Here is a 22,106-nt window from a genome sequence, read left to right on the forward strand (position 1 = left end):
CGAACGACAGGTCGAAGCGGGCCACCCCACCGCTGCCGGGCTCGGCGCCGATGGTCAGGCCCGGGAGGTCCAGGGTGGGCTGCGCCATGTTCTGCAAGGCCAGCACGATCTGGAAGAGCGGGTGGCGTCCGAGCGAGCGGGACGGGTTGACCGCTTCCACGACGCGCTCGAAGGGGACGTCCTGGTGGGCGTAGGCGGCCAGGTCGGTCTCCCGGACGCGCCCCAGCAACTCACGGAAGGACGGGTTGCCCGAGGTGTCGGTGCGCAGCACCAACTCGTTGATGAAGAAGCCGACAAGCTCCTCCACGGCCTCGTCGGTGCGGCCCGCGATCGGGGTGCCGATCGGGATGTCGGTGCCGGCGCCCAGCCGGGTCAGCAGGGTGGCCAGCGCGGCCTGCAGGACCATGAACAGGCTCGTACCGGACTCCCGCGCGAGGGCCAGGAGTCGCCGGTGCAGCCCGGCGTCGATCTCGAAGCGGATGCGCTCGCCCTGGTGGGAGGAAGTGTCGGGGCGGGGCCGGTCGGTGGGCAGTGCCAGTTCCTCGGGCAGGCCGGCGAGGGCCTGCGTCCAGTGGGCGAGCTGCCGCGAGATCTCGCTGGCCGGGTCGGTCTCGTCACCCAGCAGCTCACGCTGCCACAGCGCGTAGTCGGCGTACTGCACCGGCAACGGAACCCACCGCGGCTCGGACCCCTCGCAACGGGCCGCGTACGCCGCCGCCAGATCCGCGGCCAGCGGCCGCAGGGACCAAGCGTCACACGCGATGTGATGCAGCACCAGAACGAGGACGTGCTCCTCCGCACCCACCGCCAGCAGCCCCGCACGCAGCGGTATCTCCTCGGTCAGGTCGAAGCCCCGGCGCACGGTGTCGGCGACGGCCGCTGCAACATCGTCCGCCATGACGTCGGCGGTACGGAGAAGCTGATGCCCGGCGGCACGGGTGTCGAGGACGATCTGGCGGGGGTTGCCGTCCGTGGCGGGGAAGACCGTGCGCAGGCTCTCGTGGCGGAACACCACATCGGCGAGCGCCGCCTCCAGCGCGGCCGCATCCAGCGGACCGTGCAGGCGCAGACTCAGGGAGATGTTGTAGAGCGGGCTCTCGGTGTCGAGCTGGTTGATGAACCACAGGCGGCGTTGGGCGAAGGACAGCGGGATCTCCGCCGGCCGCTCCTGCGGGACCAGCGGCGCACGCGCCGCCGCACCACCGTCGAGACGCCAGGCCAGACCCGCCACCGTCGGAGTCTCGAACAGCGCCCGAATCGGGAGCTCGACACCCAGCACAAACCGCACCCGCGACACCAGACGCGTCGCCAGCAGCGAATGACCACCCAACTCGAAGAAACCGTCGTCGACACCGACCCGGGCAACACCCAGAACCTCCGCGAACAAACCGCAGAGAATGGCCTCCTGCGGGGTGCGCGGCTCGCGCCCGCGCTCGGCCGTGGTCTGCTGCGGCGCCGGCAACGCCTTGCGGTCCGTCTTCCCGTTCGGCGTCAAAGGAACGGAATCGAGAGCCACGACAACAGACGGAACCATGTACTCCGGCAGCACGGCCGCGAGATGACGGCGGATCGCCCGGACATCCGGCGTCACCCCCTCGACCGGCACCACATAACCGACCAGACGGCGATCGCCGGGTGTGTCCTCCCGCACCGCCGCGACCGCACGAACGACCCCCGGCACCAAAACCAGCGCGGACTCGACCTCACCCAACTCGATCCGGTGCCCCCGCACCTTCACCTGATCATCGACACGCCCCACAAACTCCAGCGTTCCTTCCAAGGTCCACCGCACCACATCACCGGTGCGATACATCCGGGACCCACCAGGACCAAAGGGAACAGCGACAAACCGCTCGGCCGTCAGACCAGGCCGGCCCAGATAGCCACGAGCCACACCCTCACCCGCGATATACAACTCACCACGAACACCGACAGGAACCGGGTTCAACCGGCCGTCCAGCACATACACCCGGGTGTTCGCGATCGGAGCACCGATCGACACACGCCCATCACCCGCCAGCAGCGCACTCGTCGACCAGACCGTCGTCTCCGTCGGCCCGTACATGTTCCACACCGACACACCCGCACCCGCCAGCACCCCAGCAAGCCCACTGTCCAGCGCCTCACCACCCACCAGAATCCGCAGCCCCTCGACCGCCCCCGCATCCGCCTCCACCAACGCACGCCACAAACCAGGCGTCGCCTGCATCACCGACACACCCTCAGCACGCACCAACCGGCCCAACTCCACCGGATCACGCACCACATCACGATCGGCAACCACCACCACCCCACCCGACACCAGCGGCAGGAACACCTCCAGCAACGAAATATCGAACCCGAACGTCGTCACCGCCAGCCACCGCTCCCCCGCGGCCAACCCCACCCGCGAACCCATCGACCACAAAAAATTCCGCAGCGCACCATGCGGCACCACCACACCCTTGGGCCGACCCGTCGAACCCGACGTATACAACACATACGCCGCATCATCAGGCGAGATCGTCAGTTCGACCGACAGCTCGGAAGCAACACCGACCTCGTCCAGGAGGACGACCGGAGCATCCACGCCTTCCGGCAGCCGCTCCACAGCCCCGCGCGTCGACAGCACCACCGCCGGGGCGGCGTCCGACAGGATGTAACCAATCCGATCCGCAGGGAAATCGAGATCCACCGGCAAGAACGCCCCACCCGCAAGACCCACACCCAGCATCGCCACCACCGCATCCACCGAACGCGGCACCGCCAACGCCACCACCGAACCACGACCCACACCCACACCCACCAGCTCATTCGCCACACCCACCGCACGCGACCACAACTGCGCATACGACAGCGACACACCACCCCCCACCACAGCCACCGCATCCGGAGAAACACCAACCCGCTCCCCGAACCACACCGGCAACACACCCACCGGCACCACAACACCCGTCGCATTCCAACCACTCAACAACCGACCACGCTCAACCCCGTCAAGGATCTCGATATCCCCGACCAACCGCTCAGGGTCAACCACGACAGCACGCAACACCCGCTCCAGGCGTCCCAGAACGAGTTCCGCCGCAGGACGGTCGAAGAGGTCTGGGCGGTAGTCGACACGCACATGCACGCCGGCGGCCGTCCGGGAGACGACCAGGGTCAGCGGGTAGTGCGTGGCATCGCGCCCCTTGGCGCCGACCAGGCGCAGCCCGGACTCCGACCGCGCGGCGGCAGCCGGATCCACCGGGTAGTTCTCCACGAGCACGGTCGTGTCGAACAGCTCGCCGATGCCCGCGACCGCCTGGATCTCGGCAAGGCCGATGTGCTGGTGGGGTCCGAGATCGGACTGTTCGCTCTGCACCCGGGCGAGCGCCTTGGACCAGGGCTCGTCCGGATCGAGGGTGATGCGCACGGGCACCGTGTTGATGAACAGGCCGACCATGGACTCGATCCCCGGTACCTCGGCCGGGCGGCCGGCCACGGTCGTCCCGAAGACGACGTCGTCGCGTCCGGTCAGCCGTCCGAGGACGACCGCCCAGGCCAGCTGGGTCACCGTGTTGAGGGTCACCGATCCGGCCGCGGCCAGTTCGGCGAGGCCGTCCCCGAGCTCGGGCGGGAGCAGCCGCTCGACGCGCTCCGGCATCAGGGCGTCGCGACGGGCGTCGGCCGGGGCGAGGCGGGTGGCCTCCTCGACGCCGGACAGGACGCGGCGCCAGGCGTTCTCCGACCGGCCGCGGTCCTGGGCGGCCAGCCACTGGAGGTAGTTCTTGTACGGGGTCACCGGGGGCAGGGCGCTCTCACCGTGCTCGTACACGGTGAACAGTTCGCGCAGCACCACCGGCATGGACCAGCCGTCGAGCAGGATGTGGTGGTTGGTGACGACCAGCCGGTGCAGGTCCGCCTCGCGGCGAATCAGCAGGCAGCGGATCAGCGGCGGCTGTGCCAGATCGAAGCGCTCGACGCGGTCCTGGTCCGCGAGCCGGACCAGCTCGGCCTCGCGGTCGGCGGGGGCGAGCGACGTCAGGTCGGCCTCGCGCCAGGGCAGTGCGGCCTCGCGGAGGATGAACTGCACCGGCTTCCCGGACCGGACGGACCGGAAGCCGGCCCGGAGGTTGGCGTGCCGGCGCAGCAGGGTTGCCATGGCGTCCTTGAGCCGTCCCGCGTCGAGCGGTCCTTCGAGGTCCACGGCCAGTTGGACGGCGTAGACGTCGGGACCTTCCCCGTCGTCGAGGAGGGAGTGGAAGAGCAGGCCCTCCTGCAGGGGGGAGAGCGGTAGGACGCCCTCGAGTCCGGACTGCTTCCGCGCCGGTCGCCCGTTGTGCGTCACGTCAGTTCCTCCAGGTCGGCTTCGAGCTCGTCGATCTCGTCCTGGTGGAGGTCCACCAGGGAGAGGTCGGATGTCATCAGGCTGTCGGTGCCGCCCGGGGCGGCGGAGTGTGCGATGCCGTACCGCGCGAGGGCGTCGAGGGCCTCGAACCACAGACCGGTCAGTGCCCGGATGTCCGGCTCGTCGAAGAGGTCCGCGGGCCAGGTCCAGGTCACGCTCAGCTCGGGGCCGGCCGCCCGGTCGTGGGTGACCGCGTTGACTTCCAGGCAGTGGGCGAACGGCAGCTTTGGATCGGCCGGTGCGATGCGGACGTCCTCGGGCGCTGCGCCCCAGTCGGCCGGGCCGGCGTTGTCGGTGCGGACGCGGCCCAGGTAGTTGAAGCCGATCTGCGGTTCGGCGCCGGCAGCGAGAATGCCGGACGTCCCGGGGTTGAGGTGGCGCAGGAGTCCGTACCCGGTGCCCTTGCCGGGCACCGCGCGGATCTGCTCCTGGACGCGGCGCAGCGCGGTGCCGGCGGCCGGTGCGCCGTCGCGGATCTCGTGCCACTTGACGCCCGGGTCGAGGCGTAGTGGGTGCATGGCGGTGAACCAGCCGACGGTGCGGGAGAGTTCGGCGTCGCCGCCGTCGCCACGGCCGTGGCCTTCGAGGTTCAGCAGGACCGGGCCGCCGCCGGCCGCGCCGCGCCTGCGGGTGCGCCGCCATTCGGCGACGGCGAGCGCGAACCCGGTGAGCAGAACCTCGTCGGGGCCGGCCCCCGTGGCGGCCGGCACGGTCGTCAGCAGTTCGTCCGTGCGGTCCGTCGGGAGGGTTGCCGTGTGGTACCGGACGGTGGCCCGGGTGTCCACGGCAGGGTCGAGGGGACGGGCGCCGAGCTGCGGGTCGGCCTCCGCTGTCATCCGTTCCCACAGGGGGAGTTCGGCCTCGACGGCGCCGGTGAGCGCGCGGGCGGCCAGCTGCTCCGCCCAGGTCCGGAAGGAGGTGCGGACGGGTTCGAGGGCGAGCGGACGGCCCGCCTCGGCGTCGGCCCAGCAGCCCATCAGGTCGGGTACGACGACCCGCCAGGACACTCCGTCGACGACGAGGTGGTGCAGGAGGAGCAGGAGGCGGCCCGGGCGGTCGGCGCCCGCGTCGAGCCACACGACGCGGACCATGACGCCGTTGTCGGGATCGAGGTCCCGGCGGGCCGTCTCGGCCTCCATGGTGAGGAGTTCCGTGAGGGCGCTGTCCGGGACGGCGGAGACGTCGACCCGGCGGACGGCGTCGGCGGTCTTGCCGGCCGGCGGGACGTCCAGGTGCCAGGCGTCGGGGTCGGTCCGGTCGAGGCGGGCCCGCAGCAGGTCGTGGCCGTCGAGGACCGCCTGTACGGCGGTGAGCAGGGACTGCTCCCCGAGGCCGGGTGGGGTGCGCAGGAGGACGGACTGGTTGAAGCCCTCGATGGGGCCGCCCAGTCCGCGCAGCCACTCCATGATCGGGGTGAGCGGGACGATGCCGGTGCCGTCGTCCGGCGCCCGGTCGGTGTCCGCGTCCGCGGTGGTCGCCACGGGGGCGAGGGCCTCGACGGTCTGGTACTGGAAGATGTCGCGCGGCGTCAGCACCAGGCCCGCCTGGCGGGCCCGGCTGACCAGCTGGATGGAGACGATGCTGTCGCCGCCCATGGCGAAGAAGTTGTCGTCGATCGCCACGTCGGGCACGCCGAGCAGGTCGCGGAAGAGCCCGCAGAGCAGCTGCTCCCGCTCGTTGCGCGGGGCGCGCCCGCCGCCGCCCGTGTAGTCGGGCGCGGGCAGCGACCTGCGGTCCAGCTTCCCGGTCCGGGTGAGCGGCAGCGCCTCCAGCGGTACGAAGGCGGCGGGGACCATGTAGTCCGGCAGACGGTCGGCGACGTGGGTGCGCAGCGCCTCGGCGTCGGCCGCGGCGCCGGCCACGGGTACGACGTAGGCGACCAGGCGTCGGTCCCCCGGCCGGTCCTCGCGCACGACGACGACGGTCTGGGCGGTGTCCCGGTGGGATGCCACCGCCGACTCGACCTCGCCGAGCTCGATCCGGAAGCCGCGCACCTTCACCTGGGTGTCGGCGCGGCCGGCGAATTCGAGGGTGCCGTCCGCGCGCCACCGGACCCGGTCACCGGTGCGGTACATCCGGGAGGCGGCGGGACCGAAGGGGTCGGCGACGAAGCGTTCCGCGGTCAGGCCGGGCCTGCCGAAGTAGCCGCGCGCCAGGCCCTCGCCGGCGATGTACAGCTCACCGGTGACCCCGGGCGGGACCGGTCGCATGTGCTCGTCGAGGACGTAGACGCGGGTGTTGTCGAGCGGACGGCCGATCGGGAAGGAGCTGCGGGCGATGTCCTCGGCGCCGATGGCGTGGTGGACCACGCACAGCGTCGTCTCGGTCGGACCGTAGCTGTTGGTCAGCCGGGCGGCGGACGCCTGCTCCAGGACCTTGCGGACCGCGGCGGCCGAGGACGTGTCACCGCCGACGTAGATGTCGCGCAGGTCACGGAAGCATTCCGCGTGGTTCTCGGCGAGCAGCCGGAACACACCCTCGCTGAACAGGCCGACGGTGACCCGGTGCCGGGTCATGGTGGCGGCCAGGGAGGCGATGCCGGTGGCGTCGCCGTTCGAGGCGACGATCCGCGCCCCGCTCAGGAGTGGCCCCCACAGCTCGTACGTCGAGGCGTCGAAGGAGGGCGGCGAGTGCATCAGCACCCGGTCGTCCGTGCCGTGGCCCCAGTAGCCGTCGCGGGCCAGGCCGACGACGTTGCGGTGGGAGACCGCGACGCCCTTGGGTTCACCGGTGGACCCGGAGGTGTACATGATGTACGCCAGCTGGTCCGGGTGCGGCAGGGTCCAGGAGTGGTCACCGGCCGCACCGGACGGGGGCAGTTCGCCGTCGACGAGGAGGACGGCGGCCGTTCCGTCCGGCACCCCCGCGGCGGTCGTGCCGTCCGCGAGAACGAGGACCGTCCCGGTGCCTTCCAGGATCTGCCGGGTCCGGGCCTCGGGGCTGCGGGCGTCCAGCGGTACGTAGACACCGCCGGCCTTGCTGACGGCGAGCGTCGCCACCACATGGTCGGCCCTGTCGCCGAGCAGCAGGGCTACCCGGTCCTCCGGCCGGACGCCACGGGAGAGCAGGGCCAGCGCGAGCCGGTCGGAGCGGTCGTCGAGCTCGGCGTAGGTGAGCTCCGACTCGCCGCGCACCAGGGCGACGGCCCGCGGGGTACGCGCCACCTGCTGCCGGAACAGCTCGGGCAGCGAGGCGTCCGGCCGGGCGGCGGCCGTGTCGTTGCGGATCACGAGAAGCTCGTGGAGTTCCTCGTCGGAGAGGATTTGGAGGCGGCTGATCGGCACGTCCGGGTCGGTCGCCGCAGCCGTCAGCAGGCGTTCGAGGCGGGCCGCGGCGGCCTCGGCGGTGGACCGGTCGAACAGGTCGAGGGAGTACTCGATCCGGCCGAGGATGCCGTCCGCCGCACCGGTCTCGGTGTGGCGCTCCCACAGACTGACGGAGAGGTCGAACTTGGCGACGGGAGCGTCCGCGCCCTCGACCGTCACCCGCAGTCCGGGCAGGTCGATCTCGGGGCGGTCGGTGTTGTGCAGGATCAGCATGATCTGGAAGAGCGGGTGCCGTGCGAGCGACCGCACCGGGTTGAGCTCCTCCACCAGCCGCTCGAAGGGCAGATCCTGGTGGGTGTAGGCGGCCAGGTCGGTCTCCCGCACCCGGGCCAGCAGTGCCCGGAACGTGGGGTCGCCGGAGGTGTTGGTGCGCAGCACCAGGGTGTTGACGAAGAACCCGACCAGGTCGTCGAGGGCGTCGTCGGTGCGGCCCGCGATCGGGGTGCCGATCGGAAGGTCGGTGCCCGCGCCGAGCCGGGTCAGCAGGGCGGCCAGGCCGGCCTGCAGCACCATGAAGACGCTGACGCCGTTGGCCCTGGCCAGTGCCGCGAGGCCGGCATGCGCCTCGGCACCGAGCTCCAGCGGCACATTGTCGCCGCGGTAGGTGGCGACCTCCGGCCGCGGACGGTCGGTGGGCAGGTCCAGCTCCTCCGGAAGGCCGTCGAGGGCCGCCTTCCACTGGTCGAGCTGCTCGTTCAGTCGGCTGTCCGGGTCCTTCTCGTCACCCATGACCCGGCGCTGCCACATGGTGTAGTCGGCGTACTGCACGGGCAGCGTCTGCCAGTCCGGCGCCGTGCCGCCGCAGCGTGCCGTGTACGCCTGGGACAGGTCCCTCAGCAGCGGGGTGAGCGACCAGCCGTCGGCGGCGATGTGATGCATCACCAGGACCAGGACGGCGCCGTCCTGGCCGGCGTCGCCGGCCGGGGTGAGCAGCCGGGCACGCAGCGGCGCCTGGCAGGTCAGGTCGAAGCCGCGCATCACGGTCTCGGTGACGGCCGCCTCCAGTTCGCCGGGGGCGACCTCGGTCTCCTCCAGCGTCGGGGCACCCTCGACCGGGCCGAGGACGTGCTGGCCGGCCACGCCGCCGGTTTCGGGGAAGACCGTGCGCAGGCTCTCGTGGCGGCCGGTGACGTCGCGCAGAGCGGCGCGCAGCGCGGCCCGGTCGAGGTCGCCGGTCAGGCGCACGACGAGCGGGATGTTGTAGGTGGCGTTGGCTCCTTCGAGCCGGTTGAGGAACCACAGTCGGGTCTGGGCGTAGGACAGCGGGACGCGCTCGCCGCGATCGGCCGGGGCCAGCGCGGGCCGGCTGTCGTCGGGGGTGGCGAGCCGGGCCGCGACGCCGGCGACCGTCGGGGTGTCGAAGAGCGCTTTGACGCCCACCCGGACGCCGAGGGTGCCGGCGATGCGGCTGAGCAGGCGCATGGCGAGCAGCGAGTGGCCGCCCAGGGCGAAGAAGTCGTCGTCGACTCCGACGCGTTCCACGCCGAGCACGTCGGCGAAGAGGCCGCAGAGGATCTCCTCCTCCGCGGTGCGGGCGGCGCGGGCCGACGCGGTGCCGGCGACGGCCTCCGGAGCCGGCAGGGCGGCCCGGTCGACCTTGCCGTTGGCCGTGAGAGGGAGTTCGTCCAGAACGACCACGGCGGTGGGGGTCAGGTACTCCGGCAGCGTCCCGGCGACGTGGGCTCGCACCTGGTCGGGCGCCACCCGCTCGCCGGGGGCGGAGACGACGTAGGCGGTGAGCCGCTTGTCGTCACGCCGGTCCTCGCGGACCAGCGCCAGCGCCTGCCGCACTCCGGGGGCGGACAGGAGGGCGGCCTCCACCTCGCCGAGCTCGATCCGGAAGCCGCGCACCTTGACCTGGTGGTCGCCGCGGCCCACGTACTCCAGGACTCCGGCGGAGTTCCAGCGGACGCGGTCGCCCGTGCGGTACATGCGTGTTCCGGGCGCCCCGAAGGGGTCGGCCACGAACCGCTCGGCGGTGCCCGCGGGCCTGCCGAGGTACCCGCGGGCGAGGCCGGTGCCGGCGATGTAGAGCTCGCCCACGACACCGTCGGGCACCGGCCGCAGGGCCGCGTCCAGGACGTAGGCGCGGGTGTTCCACATGGGGCGGCCGAGCGGGACCGGTCCGGCGGGCAGCGGCGTGCCGGGCCGGATCCGGTGGTCGAGGACGCCGACGGTGGTCTCGGTGGGGCCGTAGTGGTTCACGACGGTGACCTGCGGGTGCCGGGTGCGCCAGGCGGCGAGTTGCTCGGCGTGCAGCGCCTCGCCGCCGGTCATCAGCTCGACGGCCGGTGAGCAGTCGTCGGGCAGGGTGTCGAGGATGGGCAGGTGGCTGGGGGTGACCTTGAGGAAGGTCAGACCGCCGGGGACGTCGAGGTGTTCGTCGAGGTCGGCGACGTACAGGCAGCCGCCCGCGAGCAGGGTGCCGTAGAGCGTGGTCAGGCCGAGGTCGAACGAGAGCGGCGAGTGCAGCAGGGTGCGCCCGCTCAGGCCCGGGTACTCCGTGGCGCAGCGCACCACGTAGTCCACCAGCGCCCGTTGATCGACGACGACGCCCTTGGGGGTGCCGGTGGATCCGGAGGTGTAGACAACGTACGCGGCGTCGCCGGGGCCGACGGGCGCGGTCCGGTCGGTGTCGCGGGGGTCGGTGTCACGGCAGCGGGCGAGGGCGGCGGTCACCTCGGGGGCGTCGATGACCAGCAGCGGGGCCGGCCCTTCGGCGAGGTGCGGGGCGTTCCGCAGGGTCTCCGCCGTGGTCAGCAGCAGACCGGGGCGGGCGTCGGACAGCAGCTGTGCGACGCGGCCGCCCGGGTGCTCCGGGTCCAGGGGAAGGTAGGCCGCACCGGCCTTGCCGACGGCGAGCATCGACTCGACGGCCGTCGCGGACCGGGGCAGGGCAAGGGCGATCAGTGTGGCGTTGTCCGCTCCGCGCTCCAGTAGCAGGTGGGCGAGCCGGTTGGCGCGGCTGTTGAGCGCGGCGTAGTCCAGCTTCACCGGGCCGCAGACGACGGCGGGCGCATCAGGGGTGCGGGCGGCCTGCGCTTCGAAGAGCCGCACGAGGGTGGCGTCCGGTGTGTCGTGCCCGGTGTCGTTGCGGGTGACCAGCAGGTCGTGGCGTTCGGTGTCGTCCATGACGGCGAGGCGGCCGATGGGCCGGTCGGGACGGGCCAGGGCGGATTCGAGCAGCCGGACGAACCGGCCGGCGAGCGCCTCGACCGTGGACCGGTCGAACAGGTCGGCCGAGTAGCCGGCCGCCGCCTCGACGCCCTGCGGCTCACCGTGCTCGTCGTACCGCTCGGCGACACTGAACAGCAGGTCGAACTTGGCCATGTCGGGGTCGATGCGGGCGACCTCGGCGCGCAGGTGGGGGAAGTCCAACTGCGGGCGGTCCAGGTTCTGCAGGACCAGCTTGACCTGGAACAGTGGGTGGCGGTTGAGCGAGCGGCGCGGGTTGACCGCCTCCACCAGCCGTTCGAAGGGCAGGTCCTGGTGGGCAAAGGCGGCGATGTCCGCGGCGCGGGTGCGCGCCACGAGTTCGCCGAAGGTCGGGTCGCCGCCGGTGTCGGTGCGCAGGACGAGCGAGTTGACGAAGAGTCCGACCAGGTCGTCGAGGGATTCGTCGGTGCGGCCCACCACGGAGCCGCCGATGGGCAGGTCGGTGCCGGCGCCGAGCCGCGTCAGCAGTGCCGCGAGCGCGGCGTGCAGCACCATGAAGGTGGTGGCGCCGTGGGCGCGGGCCAGTCGCAGCAGCGAGCGATGCGTCCGAGGCCCGAGGCCGAACGGTACGAGTCCTCCCCGGCCGCTGGGCAGCGCGGGCCGCGGCCGGTCCGTGGGCAGCGCGAGTTCCTCGGGGAGTCCGGCCAGCGTACGTTTCCAGTAGGTGATCTGACCGGAGATCACGCTGTCGGGGTCGGTCTCCTCGCCGAGGGCCTCGCGCTGCCACAGGGCGTGGTCGGCGTACTGCACCGGCAGCGGCGCCCATGCGGGGGCCTGTCCGCCGAGGGCCGCCGCGTACGCCTGGCTCAGGTCGCGGGCCAGTGGCGCGGTCGACCAGCCGTCGCTCGCGATGTGGTGCACGACGACGACAAGGATGTGTGTCTGCGGGCCCAGCACCAGCAGCCGGGCGCGCAGCGGTGCCTCATGGACGAGGTCGAAGCCGCGGCCGACGGCCTCGGCGATCAGCGCGTCCGCGTCCCGTCCGGCTGCGTCCACCACGTCCAGTCGCGGACGGGCCTGGGCGGGGCCGAGGACGACCTGCCGGGGCATGCCGTCGAACTCGGGGAAGACGGTGCGCAGGCTCTCGTGCCGGTCCGTCACCCGGACCAGGGCCTGGTCCAGGGCGGGGATGTCGAGGTCGCCGGACAGCCGCAGCACCAGGGGGATGTTGTACGTGCCGTCGGCCGGGTCCATCCGGTTGAGGAACCACAGGCCGCGCTGGGCGTACGACAGCGGCAGCACCTCGGGCCGGTCACGGCGCACCGGCCGGCTGCGGGCCGGACCCGCGGCCGGGAGCCGGGCGGCCAGCCCCGCGACGGTGGGCGTCTCGAACAGCGCGGCCACTTCCAGGTCCACGGCGAGGGCGGCACGGATCCTGGCCACGAGACGGGTGGCCAGCAGCGAGTGGCCGCCCAGGCTGAAGAAGTCGTCGTCGACGCCGACGCGGTCGTGTCCGAGCATCTCCGCGAAGATCCCGCAGAGGATCTCCTCCTCCGGGGTGCGCGGCTCGCGGCGCACCCCCGTGGAGAAGTCCGGGACAGGCAGGGCCTTTCGGTCGGTCTTGCCGTTCGGGGTGAGCGGCATCGCGGGCAGTGGCACGAGCACGGCCGGCACCAAATGCTCGGGCAGTGCGGTGGCCAGCGCCTCGCGGACGCCGCGGACGTCCTGTGTGCCCACCACGTAGCCGACGAGCTGGGGGTGCCCGCCCGGGCCGGGGACCACGGCGGCCACGGCGTCGGTCACGCCGTGCTGGGCGCGCAGGTGGGCCTCGACCTCGCCCAGTTCGATGCGCTGGCCGCGGACCTTCACCTGGGCGTCGCGGCGGCCGATGAACTCCAGCTGGCCGTCGGGGCGGTGGCGGACCCGGTCTCCGGTGCGGTACATGAGGCCGCCGTCGGCGGCGAACGGGTCGGGGACGAAGGCGGCCGCGGTCCGGCCGGGGTCGCCGAGGTAACCGCGGCCGACCCCGACGCCCGCCGCGTACAGGTCGCCGGGGGTGCCGACCGGGACCAGGTCGAGTTCGTCGCTGAGGACGTACAGCCTGGTGTTGCGGACCGCCCTGCCGATCGGGGCGGTGATCCGGTTCTCGTCCAGGGTGTCCGGCGTGATGACGGCGTGGGTGATGTCGTCGGAGCACTCGGTGGGCCCGTACGCGTTCATCATCGGGATGCCGGGGAAGCGCGCGAACCAGCGCCGGCACAGCTCGGTCGGCAGTTCCTCGCCGGTGACGACCAGCCACCGCAGGGCGGGCAGCTCCGGGGCGTCAGCGCCCTCGTCCCAGATGTCGAGCGCCGCCCGCAGCAGGGACGGCACGACCTCCAGGACGGTGACCTCGTCGTGGGCGACCATGCGGAACAGGCCCAGCGGGTCTGCGGCGAGGAGCTGGCCCACGGCGAGTACGCGGCCGCCGGTGAGCAGCGGGGCGATCATCTGCCAGACCGAGACGTCGAAGGTCAGGGGCGCGTTCTGGACGAGCGTGTCGGCGGCGGTCAGGGTGAGGTCGTCCACCTTGGCGAGCAGGTGGTTGTTCATGCCCCGGTGGTGCACCATCGCGCCCTTGGGACGGCCCGTGGAGCCGGAGGTGAAGATGACGTAGGCGAGCTGGGTCTCGGCAGGGGTACGGGACGCGCCGTGGGAGGTGCCGTCGGAGGGGTCGTCCACGGGCATCGCCTCGGCTGTCGCGCCGCCGTCGGCGACGATCAGGTCCGCCGTCTCCTCGTGTCCGGGTCCGGACAGCAGCCATCCGGCGTGCGCGTCGGTGAGCAGCGTCGCCGACCGCTCCACGGGGGCCCGGGTGTCGAGCGGGAGGTAGGCGGCGCCGGCGGCCTGAATGCCGAGGAAGGCCGTGATGGCGGCCCTGCCGCGGTCGGCGAGGACGGCGACCACCGCGTCCGGTCCCGCACCCCGTGTGCGCAGGCGCGCGGCCAGCCGGTCGACGCGGTCCATGAGGGCCCGGTAGGTGATGTCTCCGTCCTCGTCGGTGACGGCCACGGCGTCGGGGCGCCCGGCGGCGACCTCGCGGACGCGGGCCACGACATCGGTCATGGACTCGGGTGCGGCGGTGTCGTTCCACTCCACCAACAGCCGGTGAGCCTCGTCGGCGGAGAGAATCGGGATGCTGCCGATACGCGTTCCGGGGGCCGCCGCGGCGGCTTCGGCGAGCCTTGCGAAGCGTGCCAGGAACGCTTCCGCGCTCGTCCGCTCGAACAGGTCGGTACGGAACTCCAGCGCCAGGAGGATGCCGTCCTCGGCGCCGTCCGGGGTGCGGTTCTCCCGTACGTTGAACGACAGGTCGAACTTGGCGGTGCCGGTCGGCACATCGAGCAGGCCGAGTGCGAGGCCGTCGACGACGGGCAGGGCGCGCTGCGAGCTGTCCATCGCGATCATGACCTGGAACAACGGGTGCCGGGACGTCGAGCGGGCGGGGTTGAGCACCTCGACCAGCCGCTCGAAGGGAAGGTCCTGGTGTTCGTAGGCGCCGAGGTTGCTCTGCCGGATCCGGGCGAGCAGCTCCTGGAACGTGGGGTCGCCCGAGGTGTCGGTGCGCAGGACGAGGGTGTTGGTGAAGAAGCCGACGAGGTCGTCGAGGGCGTCTTCGGGGCGGCCGGTCACGGGGGTGCCGACGGCGATGTCGGTGCCGGCGCCCACTCGGGTCAGGAGAGCCGCCACGACGGCCTGGACGACCATGAAGGTGCTGGTGCCGGTCGCGCGGGCCAGCTCGCCGAGCCGGCGGTGGGTCTGCGCGCCGAGGTCCAGCGTCACGAGGTCCGCAGCGGGCGCCGCGGCGACCGTCCTGGTGCGGTCGGCAGGCAGCTCCAATTGGTCGGGCAGACCGTCCAGCCGCTGTGACCAGAAGGCGATGTGGCGGGCGGCCGAGCTGTCCGGGTCGCTCTCGTCGCCCAGGGCCAGGCGTTGCCAGGCGGCGTAGTCGGCGTACTGCACGGCGAGCGGGTCCTGTCGCGGCGTCGTCCCGACGCGGCGGGCCTCGTAGACGGACATGAGGTCACGTAGCAGCGGGCCGAGCGAGCCGGCGTCGGCCGCGATGTGGTGCAGCAGGAGCAAAAGCAGGTGCCGCTCGGGGGCGATGGCGAACAGGGTGGCCCGCAGCGGGGCTTCGGCGGCGAGGTCGAAGCGGTGGGCGACAGCGGCGGACAGCTCGTCGGCGAGGGTGTCGTCGGTCACCGGCCGGACTTCGAGCCGCGTGGCGCCGTCGGCGGGCAGGATGTGCTGCGCGGCCACGCCGTCGGTCTGGCGGTAGACCGTACGCAGGATCTCGTGGCGGCCGGTGAGGTCGCCGAGCGCCGACTCCAGTGCCTGCCGGTCGAGTTCGCCGTCGAGGGTGAGGACCAGCGGGATGTTGTAAGCGGCGCTGGGGCCCTCGAACTGGTCGAGGAACCACAGGCGCTGCTGGGCGTAGGACAGTTCGAGGTCGCCGGTCCGCGGCACCGGGGTCAGCGCGGCCCGTCCGGTCGCGGGGCCGCCCAGTCGTCCGGCGAGCTGCCGCACGGAAGGTGCGGCGAAGATCGCCTCCACACCGCAGGCGACCCCGAGCTCGGCGCTGACGCGCCGGGCCAGCCGGGCGGCCATGAGGGAGTGGCCGCCCAGCATGAAGAAGTCGTCGTCGGTACCGACGGTCTCCAGGCCGAGCGCGTCGGCGAAGAGCGCGCACAGCGCGTGCTCGCGCGGGGTGCTCGGCTCCTTGCGGGTACGGGTGGCCGGAGTGCCCGGATCGGGCAGCGCCCGGTGGTCGGCCTTGCCGTTCGGGGTGACCGGAATCGCGGCGAGGGCGGTCAGGGTCGCGGGCACCAGGTAGCCGGGCAGTACCTCGGCCAGGGCGTCGCGTACGGCGCCGAGGTCCAGCTCCGCGTCGGCGTCGGCGGGGACGACGTAACCGGCCAGGGCGTGGGCCCCGGTGGCGTCGCGGCGCACCGTCACCGCGGCTTGGCCGACAACGGACAGCCGCAGCAGCGCAGCCTCCGCCTCACCGGGCTCGACGCGGTAGCCGCGGATCTTGACCTGGTCGTCGGCGCGGCCGACGAACTCCAAGGAGCGGTCCGGCAGCCGGCGGACCAGGTCGCCGGTCCGGTACATGCGCTCGCCGGGCCGGCCGAAGGGGTTCGCGACGAACCGCTCGCCGGTCAGCGCGGAGCGGCCCAGGTAGCCACGGGCGAGGCTGGGTCCGGCCACGTACAGCTCGCCGGTGACGCCGGGCGGCACGGGCAGCACGGAGCTGTCGAGAATGTACACCCGGGTGTCGGCGACGGGGTCGCCGATGGGGGGCGTGCGGGTGCCGTCGAGCGCCTCGCTCATCGTGGCGCACACCGTGGTCTCGGTCGGCCCGTAGCCGTTGACGAAGACCCGGCCCGGTGCCCAGCGGGACACCAGATCCTCGGAGCTCGCCTCGCCGGCGACCAGGATGGTCATGCCGGCCGGCAGGTCGCCCTCCGGGTTCATCACGGCGAGCGACGACGGCGGCAGGATGGCGTGGGTGATCCCGGCCTCGCGGGTGAACGCGGCCAGCGGGTCGCCGGGCAGCAGCCGCTCCCCCGGAGCCAGCACGAAGGTCGCGCCGGAGAGCAGGCCCATGCACAGCTCGGGCACCATGGCGTCGAAGCCCATCGACGCGAACTGCAGGACCTTGCTGCCGGGGAGGACGCCCAGGCGTCGGATGAACGTCTCGGCCAGCCCGGGGATGCCGGTATGGGTGACCAGTACGCCCTTGGGACGGCCGGTCGATCCGGAGGTGTAGATGACGTAGGCGGTGTTGCCCGCGGTCAGCGCTGCCGTGCGGTCCTCGTCCGTCGGGTCGGTGTCCGCCGCGGCGGACAGTTCGTCGAGGGTGGCCGGGTCGTCGAGCGCGAGCGTGGTGAGACCCGCGGCCCGTGCCACGTCGCCCGTACCGGTGTCGACGAGGACGCACACGGGGGTCGCGTCGCCGAGGATGTGCTCGATCCGTGCCGCGGGGTAGGCCGGGTCGACAGGGACGTACGCGGCGCCCGCCTTGACCACGGCCAGGAGCGCGACGACGAACCCGGCGGAGCGGGGCAGCAGCAGGGCGACCCGGTCCTCGGGGCCCACACCGCGCGTGATGAGGAGCCGGGCGAGCCGATTGGCGCGCCGGTTCAGCTCCGCGTAGTCGAGGACCGTGCCCTCGTACTCCAGCGCGGGGGCGTCGGGCGACTCGAGGACCCGCCGCTCGAACAGGCCGGCCAGTGTGGGCGCGGGCCGGCCGTCGGCCGGACCGTCCACCGCTGCGGGGCGGGCTACGACGTCCGCGAGCTCTTCCTCGCCGAGCAGGCCCAGTCGGCCGACGGGTGTTGCGGGCTCCTGGAGGGCCTTGGCCACCCGGCCGATGAAGGCCAGGTAGCGGTCCTGGTGGGCGGCGAGCTCGGCGGAGTGGTACAGCTCGGGGTGGGCGTCGAAGTCCACCCGGATGCCGCCGCCGTTGCCTCGGTCGTAGACCGAGATGGCGAGGTCCTCGATGAGCCGCAGCGACATGTTGTGCGCGTCCGCTCGGCTGCCCGCGAAACGCAGGTCGTAGTCGAAGGGCACGACGTTGATCAGCGGCCCGAAGAACCGCCGGTGGTCGATGGGCAGGCCCAAGTCGCGCCGCAGGTCCTCACCGCGGTAGCGCTGGTGCGCCGAGACGCCGCGCAGGGCGACGCGGGTCCGGTCCAGCAGCTCGGCCACGGTGGTGGCGTCGTCGACGGTCACGCGCAGCGGCACCACGTTCGCCGCCATGCCCGGCGCCCGGCGTGACTGCGGACCCGGCCGCGCGGTCACCGGCAGGCCGAGCACGACGTCGGTGCAACCGGTCATGCGGTGCAGGTACGCGACGGTGGCGGCGATGACGATCCGGGACCGTGCGGTGCCGGCCCGCTCCGCCGCCCGCACCAGCTCGTCCTGGACGTCCTGCGGCAGGTGCGCGCTGCGGCGCACGAAGTCCGCGGAGGGCGCGAGAGGGCGGGCAGACAGCGCGATCGGCTCCGGCTGGTCGGCGAACTGCCCGCGCCAGAACTCACGGTCGGTGGTGAACTCCTCGGACGCCCGGTAGGAAGCGTCCTCGGCGAGGAGGGTGCGGACGGAGGTGAACGGGCCTGGCTCTGGCGCGGTGCCCGCGACGAGCGCGGTGTAGAGGTCCGCCACCCGGCGGACCAGCAGTGCGGCGCCCACACCGTCCAGCAGGATGTGGTGGTAGGCGTGGTACCAGAACCAGCGGTCCTGCGCGACGCGGAAGAGCGCGTAGGTGAACAGAGGGGAGGCGGTCAGGTCCATCCGTCTGCGCAGATCGCGGCCGATCCACTGCTCGGCCGCGCGCCGGGGGTCGTCCTCGCCGGAGAGGTCGACGATCCGCAGCTGCCAGTCCGGCTCGGCGCCGACGAGCTGGCGGGGGCCGTCCGCGGTGTCGACGAACCTGATGTGCAGCGCGTCCGCCTCGGCGGTCGTCCGCCGCAGCGCCTGCTCGAAGAGCCCGGTGTCCACGGGGCCGTGGATCTCCAGATACTCCGCCGCCCGGAAGATCGCGCTCTCGGGCTCGACGGCCTGCGCGAACCAGACCCCTGCCTGTGCGCCCGTCAGCGGAAGCAACTGCGCGCCGTCGGCAAAAGACCGAGACAGATCCATGATTCCTCGCCATTCACCTACGGTTGCGCAGGAGTGGGATTTTCTTGCGGTTTTCGGCGGACAGTCTCCGCAGACCTTGATGGAGATTAGTTCGTCCCCGCCCCACCGGGCTGGACAGCGGCTGTACGCCAACCTGCCCCTTTCCAGGGAAGCTTGGGTGTGCAAGAAAGGGCAGGTTGAGGTCACCTCTTGAGCAGGAGATCAACCATGTCCACAAGCCTCCCGATGAGCCATCAATTCATCGGTGACACCGCCCGCGACAGACGCGACATCCTATTGGCGCGAGTGGAGCGGCGTATTCATGAATTCCTCACCGAGGAGCGCCGCGAATGGGCGGCGCTGAACCCGGATTCGACAGAACTGATCGACTGTGTGGCCCGGATGGTGGGCAGCGGCGGCAAACGGCTCCGTCCCGCCTTCTGCATCGCCGGATACCTGGCCGGCGGCGGCGACCCGGACGCCGAGGTCATCGTCGACGTCGCGGCGGCCCTGGAGCTGCTGCACACCTTCGCGCTGCTCCACGACGACGTCATGGACGACTCGGGGCTGCGCCGCAACGAGCCGACCGCGCATATGCTGCACTCCGCGCTGCACGAGGAGCGCGACTGGCGGGGGGAGCCCCGCCGGTACGGCGAGGGTGTGGCCGTCCTCGCGGGCGACCTCGCCCTCGTCTACGCGGAGCGTCTGCTCGCCGACTGCCCACCGCACGCGCGCCGCATCTGGGGCGGCCTGTGCACTGAACTGATGATCGGTCAGTTCCTGGACATCAGGGCCGCCGCCCGGTTCGTGCCCGATGCCGAGCTGTCCAGCTGGATCGCACTGTTCAAATCGGGCCGGTACACGGTCTACCGCCCGCTGGCGATGGGCGCCGAACTCGCCGGTGCCGGGCATCTGCTGGGCCCCTTCGAGGAGTACGGGCTGGCCGTCGGTGAGGCGTTCCAGCTGCGCGACGACCTGCTCGACGCCTTCGGCAGCCCGGAGGTGACGGGCAAGCCGGCCCAACTGGACTTCAAGCAGAACAAGATGACCCTGCTGATGTCGTTCGCCCTGCGCCACAACGCGGAGATCAGCGCTCTGGTCGGTGACGACCTGGCGGGCACCGACCCCCAGCAGTTGCACGACCTGCTGCTCGCCAACGGTTTCCGCGACGACATCGAGTCGACCATCGACGAGCGGCTGCGCAGCGCCGAGGCGGCCGTCCGGCGCGCCCTCGACCCGGCCTGGTCCGCGGAGCTGCGCGCCATGGCCCGGCAGGCCGTCCACCGCACCAGCTGAGGGTGGCCTGGTCCCCTGCCGGTGAGGCCCCAGGAAACGTCCCGCGCTCTGATTCGACCAACGCAAAGGAAACAATCCGTCATGCGTGTCCTGTGTACCGTTACCGGAAAGCCTTCGCACGCGCGAGCCATGCTTCCCCTGGCTCGCGCGCTCGCCGAGGCCCGTCACGAGGTACTCGTCGTCGTACCGCCGGAGCTGACCCACGTCTTCGCGGACGAACCGGTCTCGATCCTCGGGGCGCTGCCCGTTCCGGGGGCGTCGTCACGGGTCGGCCCCAAGCTCGCCGACACGTACCGGGCGCTGGCACCGGTCGCCCGTGATTTCCGGCCCGACCTGATCCTGCGGGACGGCACGGAGTTCGCGGCGTCCTTCGTCGGGGAGGAACTGGGCGTGCCACACGTCCCCGTGCCTTCCGGCAGCGGCAACGTCTTCGATCCCGCCCTCGTCCTGAAGCCGCTGAACGAACGGCGCGCGGAGGTGGGGCTGCCCACCACGGACGACCCGCAGGCGATCTTCCGGTACGGGCGGCTCGACTGCATGCCCTCCGACTGCACGTTCATCGCCAACCCGACTCCGCACACCTTCACCTACCGGCAGCCCGCCACCGTGAACCGGGACGAGCGCCTCCCGGAGTGGGTCGCCGAACTCCCCGCCGGCAAGCCGCTCGTGGTGGCCGCGATCGGCACCGCGCTCCCCCAGTTCAAGGACCTGCGCCCCGAGGAGCACAACATCCCCGCCGAGCGGTGGGAGAAGTACAACCCCACCACGCTCCTGAACACCATGGTCGCCGGCCTGGCCCGGGTCGACTGTGTCGCGGTGGTCGCGACCGGGGGCGTTCCGGTCCACGAGGAATCGCTGAGCGACCACATCCACCTGGTCGAGTCGTTCGCCCAGCCGCTGCTGCTGCAGTGCGCGCAGATGCTGCTCACTCACGGCGGCTACAACAGCATCCGCGAGAGCATCGGAGCCGGGGTGCCGATGACCGTGCTGCCCGTCTTCGGGGATCAGCCGCAGAACGCGGACCGCGTGGAGGAGCTCGGTCTGGGGGTGCGGGTCCAGGACGTCGACGCCGCCCACATATCCAAGGCGTGCGACCAGGTGCTGCACGACCCCGGCTTCGCGGAGCGGGCGCGGCGTGCGCAGCGCCGGATGCTGGCACTGCCGAGCGTCGCCGGTGCGGTGGCGGAGCTGGAACGGGCCGCGGCGAATCGCTCCCCGCTGCGGAACGCATAGTTCCGCGCCGAGCAACGAGGAAGCCCGTCGGCCGGTACGGCCGACGGGCTTCCTCGGTGGGGATGGCGTCGGGACGCCGCGAGCTACGACATCGCCACGAGGATCCGGCGCTGTCCGGTGAACGCCCGGCGGCCGTGCGCCACCGAGACGTTGTCGACGAACAGCAGGTCGCCGGCCTCCCAGTCGACGTTCACCGCCTTCCGCATGCCCACCTCCTGGACGTGCCTGATGTACTCGGCCGGAATGGGACTGCCGTCCGCGAAGAAGGCGTTCTGGGGCAGCTCGTCCTCGGGCACGATCTCGGCCAGCGCGGCCGCGTCCTCGCCCAGTCCGGCGACGTGCCACTGGTCGGCCTGGTTGAACCACACCTCGGTGCCGGTGACGGGATGCTCCAGCGTCGCCCGGCGCAGCTGGGTCACCCGCAGCGTGCCGTCCGGCTGCCAGCTCCATTCGGCCCCGGCCCCGTCGAGGAACGCCTCGACCTCGGCGCGGTCCTCGGTCTCGAACGTCGCCTGCCAGCTCTTGCCGAAGCCCACACCGTCATGCAGGTTCTGCGTGTACCGGACGCCGGCTGCGAAGGCCTCCCGCACCTCGGGGTCGATGGACTCGAGCCAGAGCCGGCCGTCGACCACCGGGGTGGCGCCGCCGGTGGCCGCCGCCACGTCGCAGAAGAAGAGGATCCTCGACGGCCACGCGTGCGCGTACGACATCTCGTTGTGCATCGAGATCTCGAACTCCGCCGGGTACTCGGTCGACGTGTAGAGGTTGCGGCCGACCTTGGTGCGCGGCGAGTTGCCGTGGACGTAGGCCAGCCGGTCGGGCAGCAGGAGGTCGGCCACGCCGTCGTAGGTGCCGGTGGAGACACCGAATCCGCGGAAGACGACGGCCCGTTCCCCGACGAGGAGCCCGGCGATGTCCGTACCGCCCAGGAACTCCTGGAGTCCCTCGGGGCTCGCGGACACGCCGGCGTCGGCCGGCCGGATGATCCGGGGCTCCCAGGCGCCGTTCACGTCGGGCGCGGTGCGTGCGGTGCGTGCGGTGCGTGCGGTGTCGACAGTGCTCAT

Annotated in this window: 5 protein-coding genes (1 of these 5 running past the window's edge); 2 read left to right on the top strand and 3 right to left on the bottom strand. The window is 72.2% G+C overall.

Annotated elements, in window-relative coordinates; translation table 11 throughout:
• Together RWE79_RS01620 and RWE79_RS01625 are read right to left on the bottom strand one after the other, a co-directional pair.
• Positions 1–4,309: the 5' portion of an amino acid adenylation domain-containing protein gene (locus tag RWE79_RS01620; RefSeq protein ID WP_475938188.1), read on the bottom strand. It extends 13,838 nt beyond the left edge of the window; the window shows 4,309 of its 18,147 coding nt (coding positions 1–4,309); the start codon lies at positions 4,307–4,309; its stop codon lies off the left edge, out of view.
• A complete protein-coding gene (locus RWE79_RS01625) occupies positions 4,306–18,534 on the bottom strand; it encodes an amino acid adenylation domain-containing protein (RefSeq protein WP_475938189.1) in 14,229 nt (4,742 codons plus the stop codon). The genes RWE79_RS01620 and RWE79_RS01625 overlap by 4 nt, the downstream gene beginning before the upstream one ends.
• A 207-nt stretch (positions 18,535–18,741) precedes the next feature.
• Here RWE79_RS01625 and RWE79_RS01630 point away from each other — a divergent pair, with 207 nt between their 5' ends.
• Positions 18,742–19,809 (top strand): polyprenyl synthetase family protein, encoded by a 1,068-nt coding sequence (locus tag RWE79_RS01630; protein ID WP_475938190.1) that lies wholly within the window; start codon positions 18,742–18,744, stop codon positions 19,807–19,809.
• A gap of 129 nt (positions 19,810–19,938) precedes the next feature.
• Positions 19,939–21,042: a glycosyltransferase gene (locus tag RWE79_RS01635; RefSeq protein ID WP_475938191.1), complete on the top strand. Its 1,104-nt coding sequence runs from the start codon at positions 19,939–19,941 to the stop codon at positions 21,040–21,042.
• An 83-nt stretch (positions 21,043–21,125) separates the two neighbouring features.
• Here RWE79_RS01635 and RWE79_RS01640 read toward each other — a convergent pair whose 3' ends face one another.
• The gene (locus tag RWE79_RS01640; RefSeq protein ID WP_475938192.1) at positions 21,126–22,106 is read right to left on the bottom strand and encodes a TauD/TfdA family dioxygenase; all 981 of its coding nucleotides are present in this window, start codon (positions 22,104–22,106) and stop codon (positions 21,126–21,128) included.

Source organism: Streptomyces sp. RLA131, assembly GCF_056270125.1.